The organism is Pseudomonas sp. 31-12, from assembly GCF_003151075.1.
GTDB lineage: Bacteria > Pseudomonadota > Gammaproteobacteria > Pseudomonadales > Pseudomonadaceae > Aquipseudomonas.
Genome location: NZ_CP029482.1, coordinates 4,487,443 through 4,501,256, shown reverse-complemented (window position 1 = coordinate 4,501,256; position 13,814 = coordinate 4,487,443). Strand labels below are relative to the sequence as shown.

The window sequence follows — 13,814 nt, the reverse complement described above, 5'->3', positions numbered from 1 at the left end:
ACTCATCATCAGGTTTTATTGGCGTTGTTCAATGGGAGCTGTCGAGCGATTCAGGCCGGGTCACGCAAACGCTCGAACCACACCCGGGGCGAGAGGCCCTGATCGGGGCCGAGGATCGAGAAACCGCCGTCCACCGGAATGTCCACCCCGGTAATCCAGGACGCGCCATGGCTGCACAGAAAGGCGACCACCTGGCCAATCTCCTCGCCGCGCCCGACGCGCCCAAGCGGGTGAAAGGTAGCCCCTACACGGTCGGCCACTGCAAGGTCGCCGCCGCTCAGGTTCGCCACCGACGGCGACCAGGTCCAGGCCGGCGAGACGCTGATGACCCGGATCGAAGCCGGTGCCAGGCTCACCGCAAGGTTTCTGGTCAGCTGCAGCAATCCGGCCTTGGACGCCGGGTACAGGGCTCGCCCGGCCGCGCCGAACTTACCGCCGGTGCTTCCGATGTTGATCACCGTGCCGCCTTCATTCATGTGTGGCGTGGCTTTCTGTACGAAAATTGCCGCCGACACCAGATTAGTGTTGAGGGTGTTCAACCATTGTTCGCGGTCTGACTGTAGCCCCTGATCTTCGTAGACACAGGCGTTATTGACCAGAATGTCGAGACGGCCGAAGGCGGCCAGCGTTGTGTCGATACAGTCATCGATATCCTCGTCCAGTTCGACATTGCAGGCGACAAAGCGACACCGCTGACCCAACTCATAGGCCAGTGCCGCCCCGGTGTCACGGTTGCGGCCGACCAGCATGACGCTGGCGCCGGCGTTTAACAGTTGACGAGCAATGTCAGTACCCAGGCCCTGGGTGCTGCCCGTGACAATCGCCACCTGACCTTGCAGGTTGGCAGTAGGAATGGACTTCATGGCATTGACTCCAGGGTGCTTGCGACATCCGTGACAGTGGCGATCAACCGCATGCTGTCCAGCGCCGCCAGATGAGTCGCGGGGCGGGCGGCGGCGCAGGCGTCGGCGAGCACCGTGACTTCGAAACCGCAATCGACGGCATGCCGGACCGTGCTTTCCACCACCGAGTGGGTGGCGACGCCGGCGATCAGCAACTGTCGCGTTTCGAGCTGACGCAACAGGGTGTCCAGCGGTGTGCCGTAAAACGCGTTGATGCGGGTATGAGTGACGACGAACTCGTCCGGGCCTTCCAGCGGTTGCAACGCGTCATGGAACTGCGCGCCCCAAGTGCCTTCCTGGACGGCACCGCTGGCCGCGACGGCACGCAGGATCGGCGCGTTCTGTACCAGGTCGGCATAGTCCGGGCGATACGCCACGCGCACATGAATGATCGGCCAGCCCCGTGCGCGGGCACCTTGCTGCAGCCTGATGGCGGCGTCCAGCACGGCGTCACGTGCCGGATCATCGGCTGCGATCCCGACCCGGATGCGGCCGTCAGGATGCAAGACGTCATTCTGATAATGCAGGGCCAATACGGTCGGGCGCCCCATCAGACAAAGACCTCAAGGTTGGCGAACACATCGTTGCAGTTGGTCAGGTCAACCCGCTTGAGCTGGATTTTCCAGCCGCCGCTGTCCTGACTGGCCAGCTTGTAGGTGTAGCGCCCGGCCAACTGGCGTTGTTCAAGACGCCATTCGCTGACTTGGAACGTCGCGCTCACCACCAGCAGCCCTTGGCTGTCGAGTCCTTCGACCATCACATTGCCCACCAGATGAGCCGTGCGGGTCGGTGGTTGTTGCGACCAGTTACGTATGTTCTCTACCCGGCGGATGCGCACTTCGCGCAGCATGCGGTTTTCCCAGAACAGCGAAATGTGCTCGAAAGGGTCGGCCTGCCCATGCAGGTGTGGCACCCAGTACATACCCGCATCGGTAAACAGTTGGTCCCACTCCCAGAAGCGGCGCTCATCCAGCAGGCGTGCTTCGCGATAGAGGAACTGCTCGATCTCGCGCAAGGCTTCGTTGGGTACCTGGGCCGGGATCAGGGCGTGAGTCGAGACGTCGAAGGTGCGATCAAGCAGCATGGGTGCTCTCCTTGGCGATCAGGGTGGCGGTCATGTAGTGCTTCCAGGCGGCGAACTGGTTACGCATCGGCAGCTCGCTGGTGCCATTGGTCGAGACCGCGCCATCGGGCAGCAAGCGGTCGGTGCCGACATAACGATGCATGCTGATCCATTCACCGCCACGGGTCATGTTGCCCTCCTGACAACGGGCATAGACTTCGACGTCGTCGGGCATGACGTTGGAGGAGGGCGAGTTGATGACGTTGGCGTACGTCAGCGCCCGGTCAAATACGGCATCCGGAGCGCCTTTGCAGCGGAACGTCTGGATTTCCACCAGGGTTCGGTCGACGGCCATCGGCCGGATCACTCGGAACTGCATGAACACGGTGTGGGGCGAGCCGCTCCCGTAGATCACGGTGTTGTGGCGATTCATCCCCATGATGCCTCGGGCGCGTTCTTCGCCATAGGCATCGCTCAGGCATTCGAAGTGGGCCTTGGACACTTCGTCGCGCTCGGCCGCCGCCGGGTCGAAAATCGCTTCCATGTAACCATGTCCATTGTTGTAGGCGCGCAGTTCGAGCTTCTCCCAGAAATCGTAAGGCTCGCCGTTGCCGTCCATGATCAGCAGTTCGAATGGCATTTCTCCCAAGGATTCGGCCTCGCTGCGGGCCGCGTCCACCGAGGACTCATGCGTGACGCGAGCGTGCATGGTGTCGTGGAGGTTTTCGTAGAAGACTTTCCAGTTGGAACGCTGCATTACCCGAAAAATACCACCGGCCACTTCGACTTCACCCACTGGCGAGCGATCGCAGAGGTTGTCGATGGAAGTGATCACGCCGCCGAGAAAGCTTTTCAGGTCTGGACCATGATCGATCTGGCTGGCGAACACGAAGCCCCGATAGCTGTCGACCCGCGCCAGGCTCACCATTGAAAAGTCCGGGTGCCGGGGGTTGAAGCAGGTGCCTTCGAAGCCGTTCTTCAACGGTGCCGAAAGGTGCTGGCCGTCCAGTTTGAAGGTCCAGGCGTGGTAAGGGCAGCGGAAGAACTTGCCGACGTTGCCATCGCCTTCGGCCACCAGCTTGGCGCCTTTGTGCGGGCAACGATTGTAGAGCACATTGACGTTTTTATCGGCACCGCGAACCAGAATCACGTCCTGATCGCCGATGCGTGTTGTGTGGTAGTCACCGACGTTTTTGACCTGGCTTTCATGGCCGACGTAGATCCATGCCTGACCATAGATTCGCTGCATTTCCAGATCAAACAGTTGAGGGTCGGTGTAGACGCTTTTGTGCACGCTGTCGTCGCGGATCAGTGCCGCGATCTGTTCGTTCGAGGGAATCATGATGTCTCCTTTTAACCAGCCATAATAGAGGTGCGTGGTACAGCAACGCACTTACAAATCGAGCACCAGGCGAGTGCTGGAGGCGCGGGATACACAGGTGCAGAAGCTGCCGTCAGCCCGCTCGCGCTCCGACAGACAAATATCGCGGTGGTCAGCGGCGCCTTCGAGCACTTGGGCCACGCACACCCCACAGTCACCCCGACGGCAATCGAACATCGGGTCCAGATCGGCTTCTATCATTGCGTCCAGCACGCTTTTGCCCGCGGCCACCTGAAGCGTTATTCCACTGCTGCGCAGCTCCACTTCAAAACCGGCTTCGGTCTCGGTGCCGAGGCTGCCGATGAACAATTCGCTGTGCAGTTGGCTGTCGTCCCAGCCCAGTGCGCGAGCCGTTTGCAGCACGTTGCTGATCAATGACTTGGGGCCGCACACATAAAGCTGACGTCCGCTGATGGGCGAGTCCAGCAGGCTGTTCAGGGGCAGGCGCCGCGCCGGGTCACCGCCGCTGATCCAGCATCGAGCGGTGCCGAGCGCCTGGACCTCTTCCAGATACGCCATGCGGTCTGCGTCGCGACCGGCATAGTGCAAAGTGAATGGCTGCTGACTGACCGCGAGCGAGCGGGCCATGCCAAGCATTGGGGTGATGCCTATCCCTCCCGCGATCAGCAGGTATTCACTGGCATTTGCCACCAATGGGAAATGGTTGTTGGGCGCACGTACCCTCAGTTGCTGACCGACTTGCACCTCGTGCATCCAGCGCGAACCACCGCTGCTCTGGTTCTCCAGCTGCACCGCGATCTCGTAGTGAGGGTGCTCAGGCAGGCTGACCAGCGAGTAAGCACGCCACATGGGTTTACTGCCTGGTATCAGCACTTCGATATGAGCACCCGGGGTGAAACCGGGCAGGGTGTGGCCGGCGTCAGCGACCAGGATCAGGCGACGAATGTGAGGCGTGAGCAGGTCGATCCTTTCGATACGCAAAGACAGGCTGGGCATGCACGATTCCTGAACGGGGCGAGCGCTGCTCGCCGTTGAAGTCGTACACACTGTAGGGAGGGGGGGCGGGGCGAAAAAGCCGATATTGGCAAGTCGATAGCCGCATTTTGCGTAAGTACGCGGGAATGGGCGTCAGGCAGTGAGCCAATCGTACAGAGGTGTCATTGGCGGTGATGGGGCAATTCATGAGTGCAGCGGCGTTCACCGGGAGTGGATACTGCACGGAGCAATCCGCGGCACTGTGCAAGGCAATGCGGGACGGGTATTCAGTTCAGCCGATGCTGGTGATCTGGATAAAAGGCTCGTCATTCGCCTGCACGCTCGTAGCGCTCTTTAGGCTAGTAAGCGCTCGGCGCGCGCCCATAGCTCTGTATGTTCAACGGCCATGAAATGGACTCCCCCTACTTTTCCCCCCACAAAAAAGTCGGCTCTCGATGGACGTTACTGGACTCTCATAGAGCAGAACACCGCTGGAACTCAAGCAAATACTAGCTTAGAAAAATCCAGAGTAAAATTTTGGAGTCTTTCAAGAAGTATGAAAAAGGAGATGGGGTGCTAGGGGTCGAGTGTTCGAATCACTCCGTCCCGACCATATAATTCAAAGGGTTGCGAGATTTTATCTCGCGACCCTTTTTTATTTTTGGTCGTTTTTACCCCTACAAAACGACTGGCTCTGGGTGGAATCTTCGGCTGTGATTCCAAGGTCGGAAATTGTCCCGTGGGCTTTAGCCGCCGCTTGATAAGTGAGTTGACGACAGTTTTTAGGTCCATTCCTGTCGCACGTTACCGGCACAATTGGCCGATAGCTGCCGGTCGCGACAGGCTGCTAAGGACCCACGTCTTTTCCTGCTTCGGCAAGAAAAGAAAACCCTTAGATTTCAATGGGTCGGACGCTAGATACGAGTCTCGTTTCCCGCTCCAGCTCCATGGGGTTCTGCTGAATTCCATAGAGAAAGAAAAAAGGACCTTCGGGTCCTTTTTTCATTTGTGCGGTATCCCGCTGAAATCCGCTGCGCTCCAGCAGCATCCGGTGGTTTTAAGTCCATTTTTTTGCCTCTTCTTCGACGCCCCATCTGCCAAGACTTTTTTGGATGTCGCTGCCTTGATACGAGCATTTCACTCGCGCGCAATGGTAGGGCCAGACGAACAGTTTGCGTTGGCCGGTTTTGTCCGAAGGCCCAGGACACCGCCAGCATCGTCACTACCGCTGCCATAGGGCACGGAACTCAACCAGCCGGTGGTGACGATATCAGACGCTGAGGCTGGTTTGATGATCGACGGTAACCACATGATGAAGCCGTACACGCCGATGCTCCATAGCGCATGCGCCACAGCTTGATCACCAGTGGGGAGGTGAACGCCTGGCGGTAAGTGCGCGCCACTTTCATGCCTTTTTGTTTGTCGACCAGAATGGCGGCAAGTTGGTCCTTAGTCTCGAACACCCCCATCACAAACAAAATCAATAAACGCTCGCAACTTCGGCGTCAGGTAGCGGCTCGACGGCCATACCACCTGAATGTTCAGCGTGCGCAACACTTTGTCAGGCAGTATCGACACCAGCTCTCCGGTCGCCAGTGCCTCGCGCACCGCAAACTCGGGAACGCAGGCAATGCCCAGTCCTTGTCGGGCCATGTGGATCAGCATATCAAGGTTATTGCAGACCATCGTGGCCGGTACTTTCAACTCGGTGCCTTCGGCAAGCCCCGACAGTGGCCATTTTTCCAGTTTGCCCGTGGAGGGCAGTTTGTAATGCAGGCAGTGGTGTTCCTGCAGTTGCTCGACATTCTGCGGGTAGTCGTGGCTCGCAAAGTAGCTGGGGGCGCCGACGAGGTAGAAGCCGAAGCTGTCGAGTTTCCTGGCCATTAACCGAGAGTCGTGCAACTGGCCGGTGCGCAGCACGGCGTCGAAACCTTCCTCGACCACGTCCACCAGCCGATCGGTGAAGTCCAGTTCCAGCTGGATTTCTGGATAGTGCTGCATGAATCGTGAGAGCTGCATGAACAGGACATTGCCCAGCAGCGGCAGGCTGATGCGCAGTTTACCTCGTGGTGTCTCGCTGGAGCTGGAGAGTTCCTGCTCGGCGGCTTCCAGTTCGTTGAGCACCCGGCGGCAGCGCTCCAGAAACAACGAACCTTCGCTGGTCAGGTTGATGCTGCGGGTATTGCGATGGAACAGGCGTGCGCCGAGTTTCTCTTCCATGCGCGCGATGCTCTTACCCACCGCCGAGGCGGAGATCCCCAACAAACGGCCGGCCCCAACAAAACTGCGGCTTTCGGCAACCTGCACAAACACCGTGATGCCATTGAGCTTATCCAACACTCACTCCTTTGATTGCGGACAAAAAGGTCCGTGGACCTCGGAATAGTAACCTCTGTTTCCCGACAACGGCCCCCTCTACCATCGAGACATCGACTTATTCATCCAACTATTCAGGTCCGCCAATGTCAGTCAACGAACCGCTTCGCTCATTACAGTCTCTACGCTCGTTTGAACTCGTCGAGCTGGCTTCGCGCATCGACGCGGTGCTGGAGCAGACCTTGCACGATCAGCGCCTGGTAGGCGCAGTGGTGCTGGTGGCTCACCGCGGCAAGCTCATTTACCAGCGCGCGGCCGGATTGGCCGACCGTGAGGCGCAGTTGCCGATGCGCGAGGATGCCTTGTTTCGGCTGTCTTCGGTATCCAAGCCGATTGTTTCGGTGGCCGCACTGGCGCTGATCGGTCAGGGCAAACTCAACCTGGATGACGACATCACCCGCTGGCTGCCTTACTTCAAGCCGACCCTGAGCGACGGCCAGCCAGCGACGATCACGGTGCGTCAGTTGCTGAGCCATACCGCCGGCCTCACTTATGGTTTTCTGGAAAGCGATCAGGGTGGTCCTTATCGTGATGCCGGTGTGTCCGATGGCATGGAGCGCAGCAACGTGACGCTGGAAGAAAACCTGCGCAGCCTCAGTCACGCGCCCTTGCTGTACAAACCTGGCAGTTCGTGGGGCTATTCAATTGCGACCGATGTCCTGGGCGGCGTGATTGCTGCAGTCACCGGCACCTCGCTGGCCGCTGCAATCGAGGCATTGATCGCCAAGCCACTGGGCTTGCGCGATGTCGGTTTCGGTGTGTCCGACGCCAGCCGCCTGACCCCGGCGTACCTGAACGATCAACCACAGCCGCGGCGCATGAAAGAGCTGGAAGTGGTGCCGGTTTTCGAAGGCACCGCCGGCATCAAGCTGGAGCCGAGCCGGGCCCTGGACCCACAGGCTTTCAACTCCGGTGGTTCGGGCTTGATCGGCAGCGCTGGTGAGTTCCTCCATCTGCTCGAAACCCTGCGCAAAGGCGGCGCGCCGTTGTTACCTAAAGCGCTGGTCGATGAGATGACCACCAACCAGACCGGCGAGCTCGAACTGGAAAACTGGCCCGGTCGCGGCTTCGGCCTGGGCTTTACCGTGCTCAAGGACCCGGCCGCCGCCCAGACGGTCGAGTCGGTCGGTAGTTGGCGATTGGGTGGTGCCTATGGACACTCCTGGTTCGTCGACCCGGCCGAGCAATTGACGGTCGTCGCCTTCACCAATACAGCCTTCGAAGGCATGTTCGGGCAATTTACCGTCGACCTGTGTAACGCCGTTTACGGGGAATGACCTTCGCGCCGGTCCCAGCCCGGGACCGGCCGCAAGCACAAAAAAAGCAGCGTTCCGCCGCTAAAAATGTCTGCATCTAGCCGTACCCCTGGGGTCAACGGACCCTCGCAACATTGCCTGCAATGCTCGCAACGCCGCTGGGATTGTCGTGAGATTTTTTTACAGGGAGCACGCCTGCACACGCAGGTGTTTTGGGGCGTGCCATGACTATTTGGGGATCGGAAATGAAAAACGCAGAGTTCTATCATTCGCATTTCCACAGCAAGCTCGACTCACTCACCGGGATCCGTTTTCTGGCGGCGGCGATGGTGTTCATGTTTCACGCCTCGCTGACCCGGATCATCGGTTTCAACCCCTATGCCGACACCAATGTGATCGATGCCTTTCAACGGATCTTCAGCGGTGGTGGCTGGCTCGGGGTGTCGTTCTTTTTTGTGCTCAGTGGCTTCGTGATCACTTGGTCGGCTCGCAAAGGCGACAGCGTGACAGGCTTCTGGAAACGCCGTTTGTTGAAAATCTACCCTAACCATATCGCCACCTGGGTGTTGGCGATGGCGCTGTTTGCGGTGCCTGCCGCCAGCGTGGCGATCTGGTTGCCCAACCTGTTGCTGGTGCATTCCTGGATTCCACGGATGGACACTTTCCTCAGCGTCAACGGGCCGTCCTGGTCGCTGTGCTGCGAGTTGTTCTTCTATTTGCTGTTTCCGCTGGCTCTCAAGCTGATCTGGAAAATTTCCGAGGAACGCCTGTGGCACTGGGCCTGGGCGATGGTCGCCGGCCTGGCCCTGACGCAAGTGGCGATACGTTTGCTGACACCTGCCACGCCGTTTATCAATGAGTACCCGATTTCCCTGAGCCAATGGTGGTGGTCTTACTACTTCCCGCCCGCGCGCATGTTCGAGTTCGTGCTGGGCATGCTCATGGCCCGCATTCTCATGGCTGGGCGCTGGATCGAATTGAGCGTGCCCTGGGCTTTCGCGCTGATGGTCGGCGGTTACCTGGCGGCCATGTGGGTGCCGTTCCAGTACAGCCTGAACCTGGTAACGCTGGTGCCGATTGCAGCGCTGATCACGGCGATTGCCGCCAGTGACCTGCAGGATCGCAAGGGGTTACTCAACAGTCGCTGGATGGTCTGGCTGGGCGAAATCTCCTTTGGTTTCTACATGATCCATCTGCTGATCATGACCTGCGCGACACAACTGCTCGGCGGCCGACTGTTCGATAACAGGACGGCCACGTTGATCGTCGCGGCCACCTTTGCGCTCTCCATCTTCGGTGGTTGGCTGTTGTTCAACTTTATCGAGCGACCGGTCATGCAGCGCTGGGGGCGAACCGGGAAAGCCAAGGCGCTGGACAGCAGCCTGGGCAACCCTGAAACCGCGCCTTGATCCATCCTCGACAGATTGCTTCGACACACATCGCTTAATAACAGGGAAGTTGTTTATGGACTCGATCCGACCCAAACGCTCGGGCAGTGCGCTCATGCTCCGCGCCAGTCTTGCTTGCGCTATCGTCGTTGCCCTGGTGATCGTGCTACGCGGGGAACCGTCCACTATCGCCAAGGCCAGCGTCGCGCCAGCGGCCGCCGAAGTCGATGTGGCCATGGCGCTGTCCAGTCCAGTGACCGACTGGCAGAACTATTCCGGACGTCTGGAGGCGGTCGAAAAAGTAGTCATCCGGCCGCTGGTGTCCGGGACGATTGTTGCTGTGCATTTCAAGGATGGCGCGATCGTCAAGGAAGGCGACTTGCTCTTCGAAATCGACGCCAGGCCGTATACCGCCCGGGTCGAACAGGCCCAGGCCAGTCTGGCGGCGGCGAAGTCGCGAAGTCTGTACACCGCCACCGATCTGGGCCGGGCCCAACGGCTGATCAACTCCAATGCCATCGCCATGCGCGATCTGGACGAGAAACAGAACGCCGCCAGCGAAGCACAAGCCAATGTCCGGCAGGCCCAGGCGATACTCGACAGTTCCCGGTTGGATCTGGCCCACACTCGCATCACGGCGCCGGTCAGCGGACGCATGTCCCGTGCCCTGGTGACCGCGGGCAATATCGTCAGCGCCGGTGAAAATGCCGCGCCGTTGAGCACCCTGGTATCGCTCTCGCCGATCTATGCCGCTTTCGACGTCGATGAGCAAACGTTCCTGCGCTACCTCAATCACGGCAGTGCGAAGGGCAGTGAAGTGCCGGTCATGCTCGGGCTGTCCAATGAAACGGACTATTCGCGCGGGGGCAAACTGGCATCGATGGACAATCAGCTCGACGTGCAGTCGGCTACGCTGCGGGTGCGCGCCAGTTTCGACAATGCCGACGGCCTGCTCAGGCCCGGCATGCTGGCCCGGATCAAACTCGGCGGCGGCCCGCCGCGTCAGGCCGTGCTGATCGACGACAGCGCAATCGGCACGGACCAGGACAAGAAGTTTGTGTTGGTGGTGACCGCTAATGATCAGGTTGAGTATCGGCGCATCAGCCCCGGCAACCTGGTGGGCGACTTGCGAATCATCGATTCCGGCCTGCAAGCCGGCGAGCGGGTGGTGATCAATGGCCTGCATCGGGCGCGGCCGGGCGATACCGTCAGACCGTTGCTCGCCCAACACGTCGATGCGAGGGAAGGGCAATGAACTTTTCGCGCTTCTTCATTGACCGCCCCATCTTCGCCGGAGCCCTTTCGACCCTGATTTTGCTGGCCGGGATCATCTCGCTGTTTCGCTTGCCGGTCTCGGAATACCCCGATGTGGTCCCGCCGCTGATCGTGGTCAACGCCCAGTACCCCGGCGCCAACCCGGCGGTGGTGGCGCAGACTGTCGCGGCGCCGCTGGAGGAGCAGATCAACGGCGTCGAGGACATGCTGTACATGCAGTCCCAGGCCAACAGCGATGGCAACCTCACGCTCAGTGTCACGTTCAAGGTCGGTACCGATCCGGACAAGGCCCAGCAGTTGGTGCAAAACCGTGTCTCGCAAGCCTTGCCGCGTCTGCCGGAAGACGTGCGGCGGCTGGGGGTGGTGACGATGAAGTCATCGTCGACCCAGACCCTGGCGATTCACCTGGTCTCGCCCGATGACCAGTACAACGCCACCTACCTGCGCAACTACGGCATTCTCAACATCAAGAACCAGTTGGAGCGCATCCCGGGCGTCGGTGAAGTGCGGATCTGGGGCGGCGGCGACTATGCGATGCGCATCTGGCTCGACCCGCAAAAAGTAGCTCAGCGCGGTTTGAGCGCCAACGATGTGGTGGCGGCGATCCGTGAGCAAAACGTGCAGGTCGCGGCCGGCGTCATCGGCGGTCAGCCCATGCGTACGGACGTGGCCCAACAGCTGTCGGTCAACACTCAGGGTCGGCTGAAAACGGAAAAGGAATTCGGCGACATCATCCTCAAGAGTTTGCCGGGTGGGGCGGTGACTTTCTTGCGCGACGTTGCCCGTGTCGAACTGGCGGCGTCGGACTACGGTTTGCGCTCACTGGTCGACGGCAAGCCTGCCGTGGGTTTCGGCGTGTTCCAGATGGCCGGCGGTAACGCCCTGGCAATTTCCGATCAGGCGCGCGACATCATGCGCCAGGCCAAGCAAGACATGCCGGCCGGGGTCGACTACACGATTGTGTTCGACCCGACCCAGTTTGTCCGCTCGAGTATTCTGGCGGTGATCCAGACCCTGCTCGAATCGACGCTGTTGGTCGTGCTGGTGGTCATCCTGTTCCTGCAAACCTGGCGGGCCTCGATCATTCCGCTGCTGGCGATGCCGGTGTCGATCATCGGCACGCTCTCACTGATGCTCGCGTGTGGTTTTTCGATCAATGCCCTGTCGTTGTTCGGCATGGTTCTGGCCATTGGTATCGTCGTCGACGATGCGATCGTGGTGGTCGAGAACGTCGAGCGCAACATTGCTCGCGGCCTGAGTCCCAAGGATGCCTCCTACAAGGCGATGGAGGAAGTCAGCAAGCCGATCATCGCCATCACCCTGACGCTGGCGAGTGTGTTTGTACCCCTGGCGTTCATGCCCGGGCTGACCGGACAGTTTTATCAGCAGTTCGCATTGACCATCGCCATCTCCACCATCATTTCGGCGTTCAACTCCCTGACCTTGTCACCGGCGCTTTGTGCACTGTTGCTCAAGTCCCACGACGCACCGCGAGATCGCCTCAGTCGGGCTATCGATCGGTTGTTGGGGCCATTGTTTAGCCGTTTCAACCGACTCTCGGCGCGGGGCGAGCAGGCCTACGGCAGCAATCTGGGCCGGGTGATTCAGCGCAAAGGCATGCCCCTGGGCTTTTACGCACTGTTGCTGGGGTTCACGGCCTGGCTTGGCCATTCGTTGCCTGGTGGTTTTGTGCCGGCCCAGGACAAAGAGTTTCTGGTCGGCCTGGCGCAACTGCCCAATGGCGCCTCGCTGGAGCGCACCGAGCAAGTCATCCAGCGCATGAACGACATCGCCCTCAAGCAACCTGGCGTGGCCCACACCCTGGAGTTTCCGGGCATGTCGGTCAACGGCCTGATGAACTCATCGAGTGCCGGCATCATCTTCGTGATCCTCGAACCGTTCGCCAACCGGCATGGTTCGGACATGAGTGCCGGGGCCATCGCCTCGGCGCTGAACCAGCAGTTTTCCACGATCAAGGAAGCTTTTACCGGGGTGTTCCCGCCGCCTCCGGTGTTGGGGTTGGGTACTTTGGGCGGGTTCAAGTTGCAGTTCGAAGATCGTGGCGCGCTGGGGTTTGAAAAACTTGATGAAGCGGTTCGCGCCTTCCTCAAGCAAGCCGCGCTGGCACCTGAGCTGGGGCCAAGCTTTTCCAGCTACCAGATCGATGTGCCGCAATTGAAGGTCGATCTTGACCGGGTCAAGGCCAAGCAGTCGCAGGTTGCCATGACCGATGTCTTCGATACGTTACAGATCTATCTGGGCTCCTTGTATGTCAACGACTTCAACTTGCTGGGCCGGGTCTATCAGGTCCGGGTGCAAGCCGATGCGCCGTTCCGCGCCCACGCCGATGACATCGGGCAACTGAAGACCCGCAATGCCGACGGCAACATGGTTCCACTGGCCAGCCTGGTGGAGGTACACCCCACCTATGGGCCGGAAATGGTCGTGCGCTACAACGGCTACACCGCCGCCGACCTGAATGGCGGCCCCGCGCCGGGTTATTCATCTGGTCAGGCCCAGGCCGCGGTGGAGCGAATCGCGGCCGAGACGCTCCCCAAGGGCATCAAGTTCGAATGGACCGAGTTGACCTACCAGCAAATCATTTCCGGCGACTCCACGTTGTGGATCCTGCTGATTTGCATGCTGCTGGTGTATCTGGTGCTGGCCGCCCTCTATGAAAGTCTGCTGCTGCCGGTTGTCATCTTGCTCATCGTGCCCATGAGCATCATGTCAGCGCTGCTCGGGGTGTGGCTGACCCAGGGCGATAACAACATCTTTACCCAGATCGGCCTGATGGTGCTGGTGGGGCTGGCCAGCAAGAACGCGATTCTGATTGTCGAGTTCGCCCGTGAACTCGAACAGCAGGGACGCAGTATCGTGCGCGCTGCCATTGAAGCCAGTCAGTTGCGTTTGCGCCCGATTCTGATGACCTCGATCGCTTTCATCATGGGGGTCGTACCCCTCGTGCTCTCTACCGGTGCCGGTGCCGAAATGCGTCACGCCATGGGCGTCGCGGTGTTCTTCGGCATGCTCGGGGTGACCCTGTTCGGCCTGTTATTCACCCCGGTGTTCTATGTCGCGCTGCGGCTGCTTGCGACACGACGATCACGCTTGGTGGCGGACGACTTTGTGCCATCGGTTGCGGACATAACTGTCCGCTAAGAATGGAACAGCAGCTTGTTTTTCAGTATTCGCACTCACTTTACAGTTACCGCCAATCAACGAAACAAGGAGACA

Annotated in this window: 10 protein-coding genes and 1 pseudogene; 4 read left to right on the top strand and 7 right to left on the bottom strand. The window is 59.8% G+C overall.

Features of this window, described 5'->3' with window-relative positions:
• Positions 1 to 50: 50 nt before the first annotated feature.
• The 7 genes and pseudogenes from DJ564_RS21270 to DJ564_RS21240 all read right to left on the bottom strand — a co-directional run bounded on the left by DJ564_RS21270 (position 51) and on the right by DJ564_RS21240 (position 6,619).
• Entirely contained in the window at positions 51 to 863 is an 813-nt protein-coding gene (locus DJ564_RS21270; protein ID WP_109633070.1) for an SDR family oxidoreductase, read from the bottom strand.
• Positions 860 to 1,453: a cysteine hydrolase family protein gene (locus DJ564_RS21265; protein ID WP_109633068.1), complete on the bottom strand. Its 594-nt coding sequence runs from the start codon at positions 1,451 to 1,453 to the stop codon at positions 860 to 862. The genes DJ564_RS21270 and DJ564_RS21265 overlap by 4 nt, the downstream gene beginning before the upstream one ends.
• A complete protein-coding gene (locus DJ564_RS21260) occupies positions 1,453 to 1,986 on the bottom strand; it encodes an aromatic-ring-hydroxylating dioxygenase subunit beta (protein WP_109633066.1) in 534 nt (177 codons plus the stop codon). Before DJ564_RS21260 ends, DJ564_RS21265 begins: the two co-directional genes overlap by 1 nt.
• Positions 1,976 to 3,307 carry an aromatic ring-hydroxylating dioxygenase subunit alpha gene (locus DJ564_RS21255; RefSeq protein WP_109633064.1) on the bottom strand — a complete coding sequence of 444 codons (1,332 nt, stop codon included), beginning with the start codon at positions 3,305 to 3,307 and terminating at the stop codon, positions 1,976 to 1,978. Before DJ564_RS21255 ends, DJ564_RS21260 begins: the two co-directional genes overlap by 11 nt.
• 51 nt (positions 3,308 to 3,358) lie before the next feature.
• Positions 3,359 to 4,303, bottom strand: coding sequence for a PDR/VanB family oxidoreductase (locus DJ564_RS21250; protein ID WP_109633062.1), 945 nt, complete (start codon positions 4,301 to 4,303; stop codon positions 3,359 to 3,361).
• Between the two features lie 1,135 nt (positions 4,304 to 5,438).
• Positions 5,439 to 5,739: pseudogene (locus DJ564_RS32560) on the bottom strand (MFS transporter); the annotation flags it as partial.
• Complete coding sequence (locus tag DJ564_RS21240) at positions 5,732 to 6,619, bottom strand: LysR family transcriptional regulator (RefSeq protein WP_109633060.1); 888 nt, start codon at positions 6,617 to 6,619, stop codon at positions 5,732 to 5,734. The pseudogene DJ564_RS32560 and the gene DJ564_RS21240, both read right to left, overlap by 8 nt.
• A 125-nt stretch (positions 6,620 to 6,744) precedes the next feature.
• Here DJ564_RS21240 and DJ564_RS21235 point away from each other — a divergent pair, with 125 nt between their 5' ends.
• The 4 genes from DJ564_RS21235 (at position 6,745) to DJ564_RS21220 (ending at position 13,739) form a co-directional block, all read left to right on the top strand.
• Positions 6,745 to 7,935 (top strand): serine hydrolase, encoded by a 1,191-nt coding sequence (locus tag DJ564_RS21235; protein ID WP_109633058.1) that lies wholly within the window; start codon positions 6,745 to 6,747, stop codon positions 7,933 to 7,935.
• A 224-nt stretch (positions 7,936 to 8,159) separates the two neighbouring features.
• Complete coding sequence (locus DJ564_RS21230) at positions 8,160 to 9,323, top strand: acyltransferase (RefSeq protein ID WP_109633056.1); 1,164 nt, start codon at positions 8,160 to 8,162, stop codon at positions 9,321 to 9,323.
• Positions 9,324 to 9,378: 55 nt separating this feature from the next.
• Complete coding sequence (locus DJ564_RS21225; protein WP_178082313.1) at positions 9,379 to 10,557, top strand: efflux RND transporter periplasmic adaptor subunit; 1,179 nt, start codon at positions 9,379 to 9,381, stop codon at positions 10,555 to 10,557.
• Complete coding sequence (locus tag DJ564_RS21220) at positions 10,554 to 13,739, top strand: efflux RND transporter permease subunit (protein ID WP_109633054.1); 3,186 nt, start codon at positions 10,554 to 10,556, stop codon at positions 13,737 to 13,739. The genes DJ564_RS21225 and DJ564_RS21220 overlap by 4 nt, the downstream gene beginning before the upstream one ends.
• Positions 13,740 to 13,814 lie beyond the last annotated feature (75 nt).

Bases quoted from the DNA above. Each gene is read 5' to 3' on its own strand.
- DJ564_RS21270 (WP_109633070.1), bottom strand. From the start codon at position 863: ATGAAGTCCATTCCTACTGCCAACCTGCAAGGTCAGGTGGCGATTGTC.
- DJ564_RS21265 (WP_109633068.1), bottom strand. From the start codon at position 1,453: ATGGGGCGCCCGACCGTATTGGCCCTGCATTATCAGAATGACGTCTTG.
- DJ564_RS21260 (WP_109633066.1), bottom strand. From the start codon at position 1,986: ATGCTGCTTGATCGCACCTTCGACGTCTCGACTCACGCCCTGATCCCG.
- DJ564_RS21255 (WP_109633064.1), bottom strand. From the start codon at position 3,307: ATGATTCCCTCGAACGAACAGATCGCGGCACTGATCCGCGACGACAGC.
- DJ564_RS21250 (WP_109633062.1), bottom strand. From the start codon at position 4,303: ATGCCCAGCCTGTCTTTGCGTATCGAAAGGATCGACCTGCTCACGCCT.
- DJ564_RS21235 (WP_109633058.1), top strand. From the start codon at position 6,745: ATGTCAGTCAACGAACCGCTTCGCTCATTACAGTCTCTACGCTCGTTT.
- DJ564_RS21230 (WP_109633056.1), top strand. From the start codon at position 8,160: ATGAAAAACGCAGAGTTCTATCATTCGCATTTCCACAGCAAGCTCGAC.
- DJ564_RS21225 (WP_178082313.1), top strand. From the start codon at position 9,379: ATGGACTCGATCCGACCCAAACGCTCGGGCAGTGCGCTCATGCTCCGC.
- DJ564_RS21220 (WP_109633054.1), top strand. From the start codon at position 10,554: ATGAACTTTTCGCGCTTCTTCATTGACCGCCCCATCTTCGCCGGAGCC.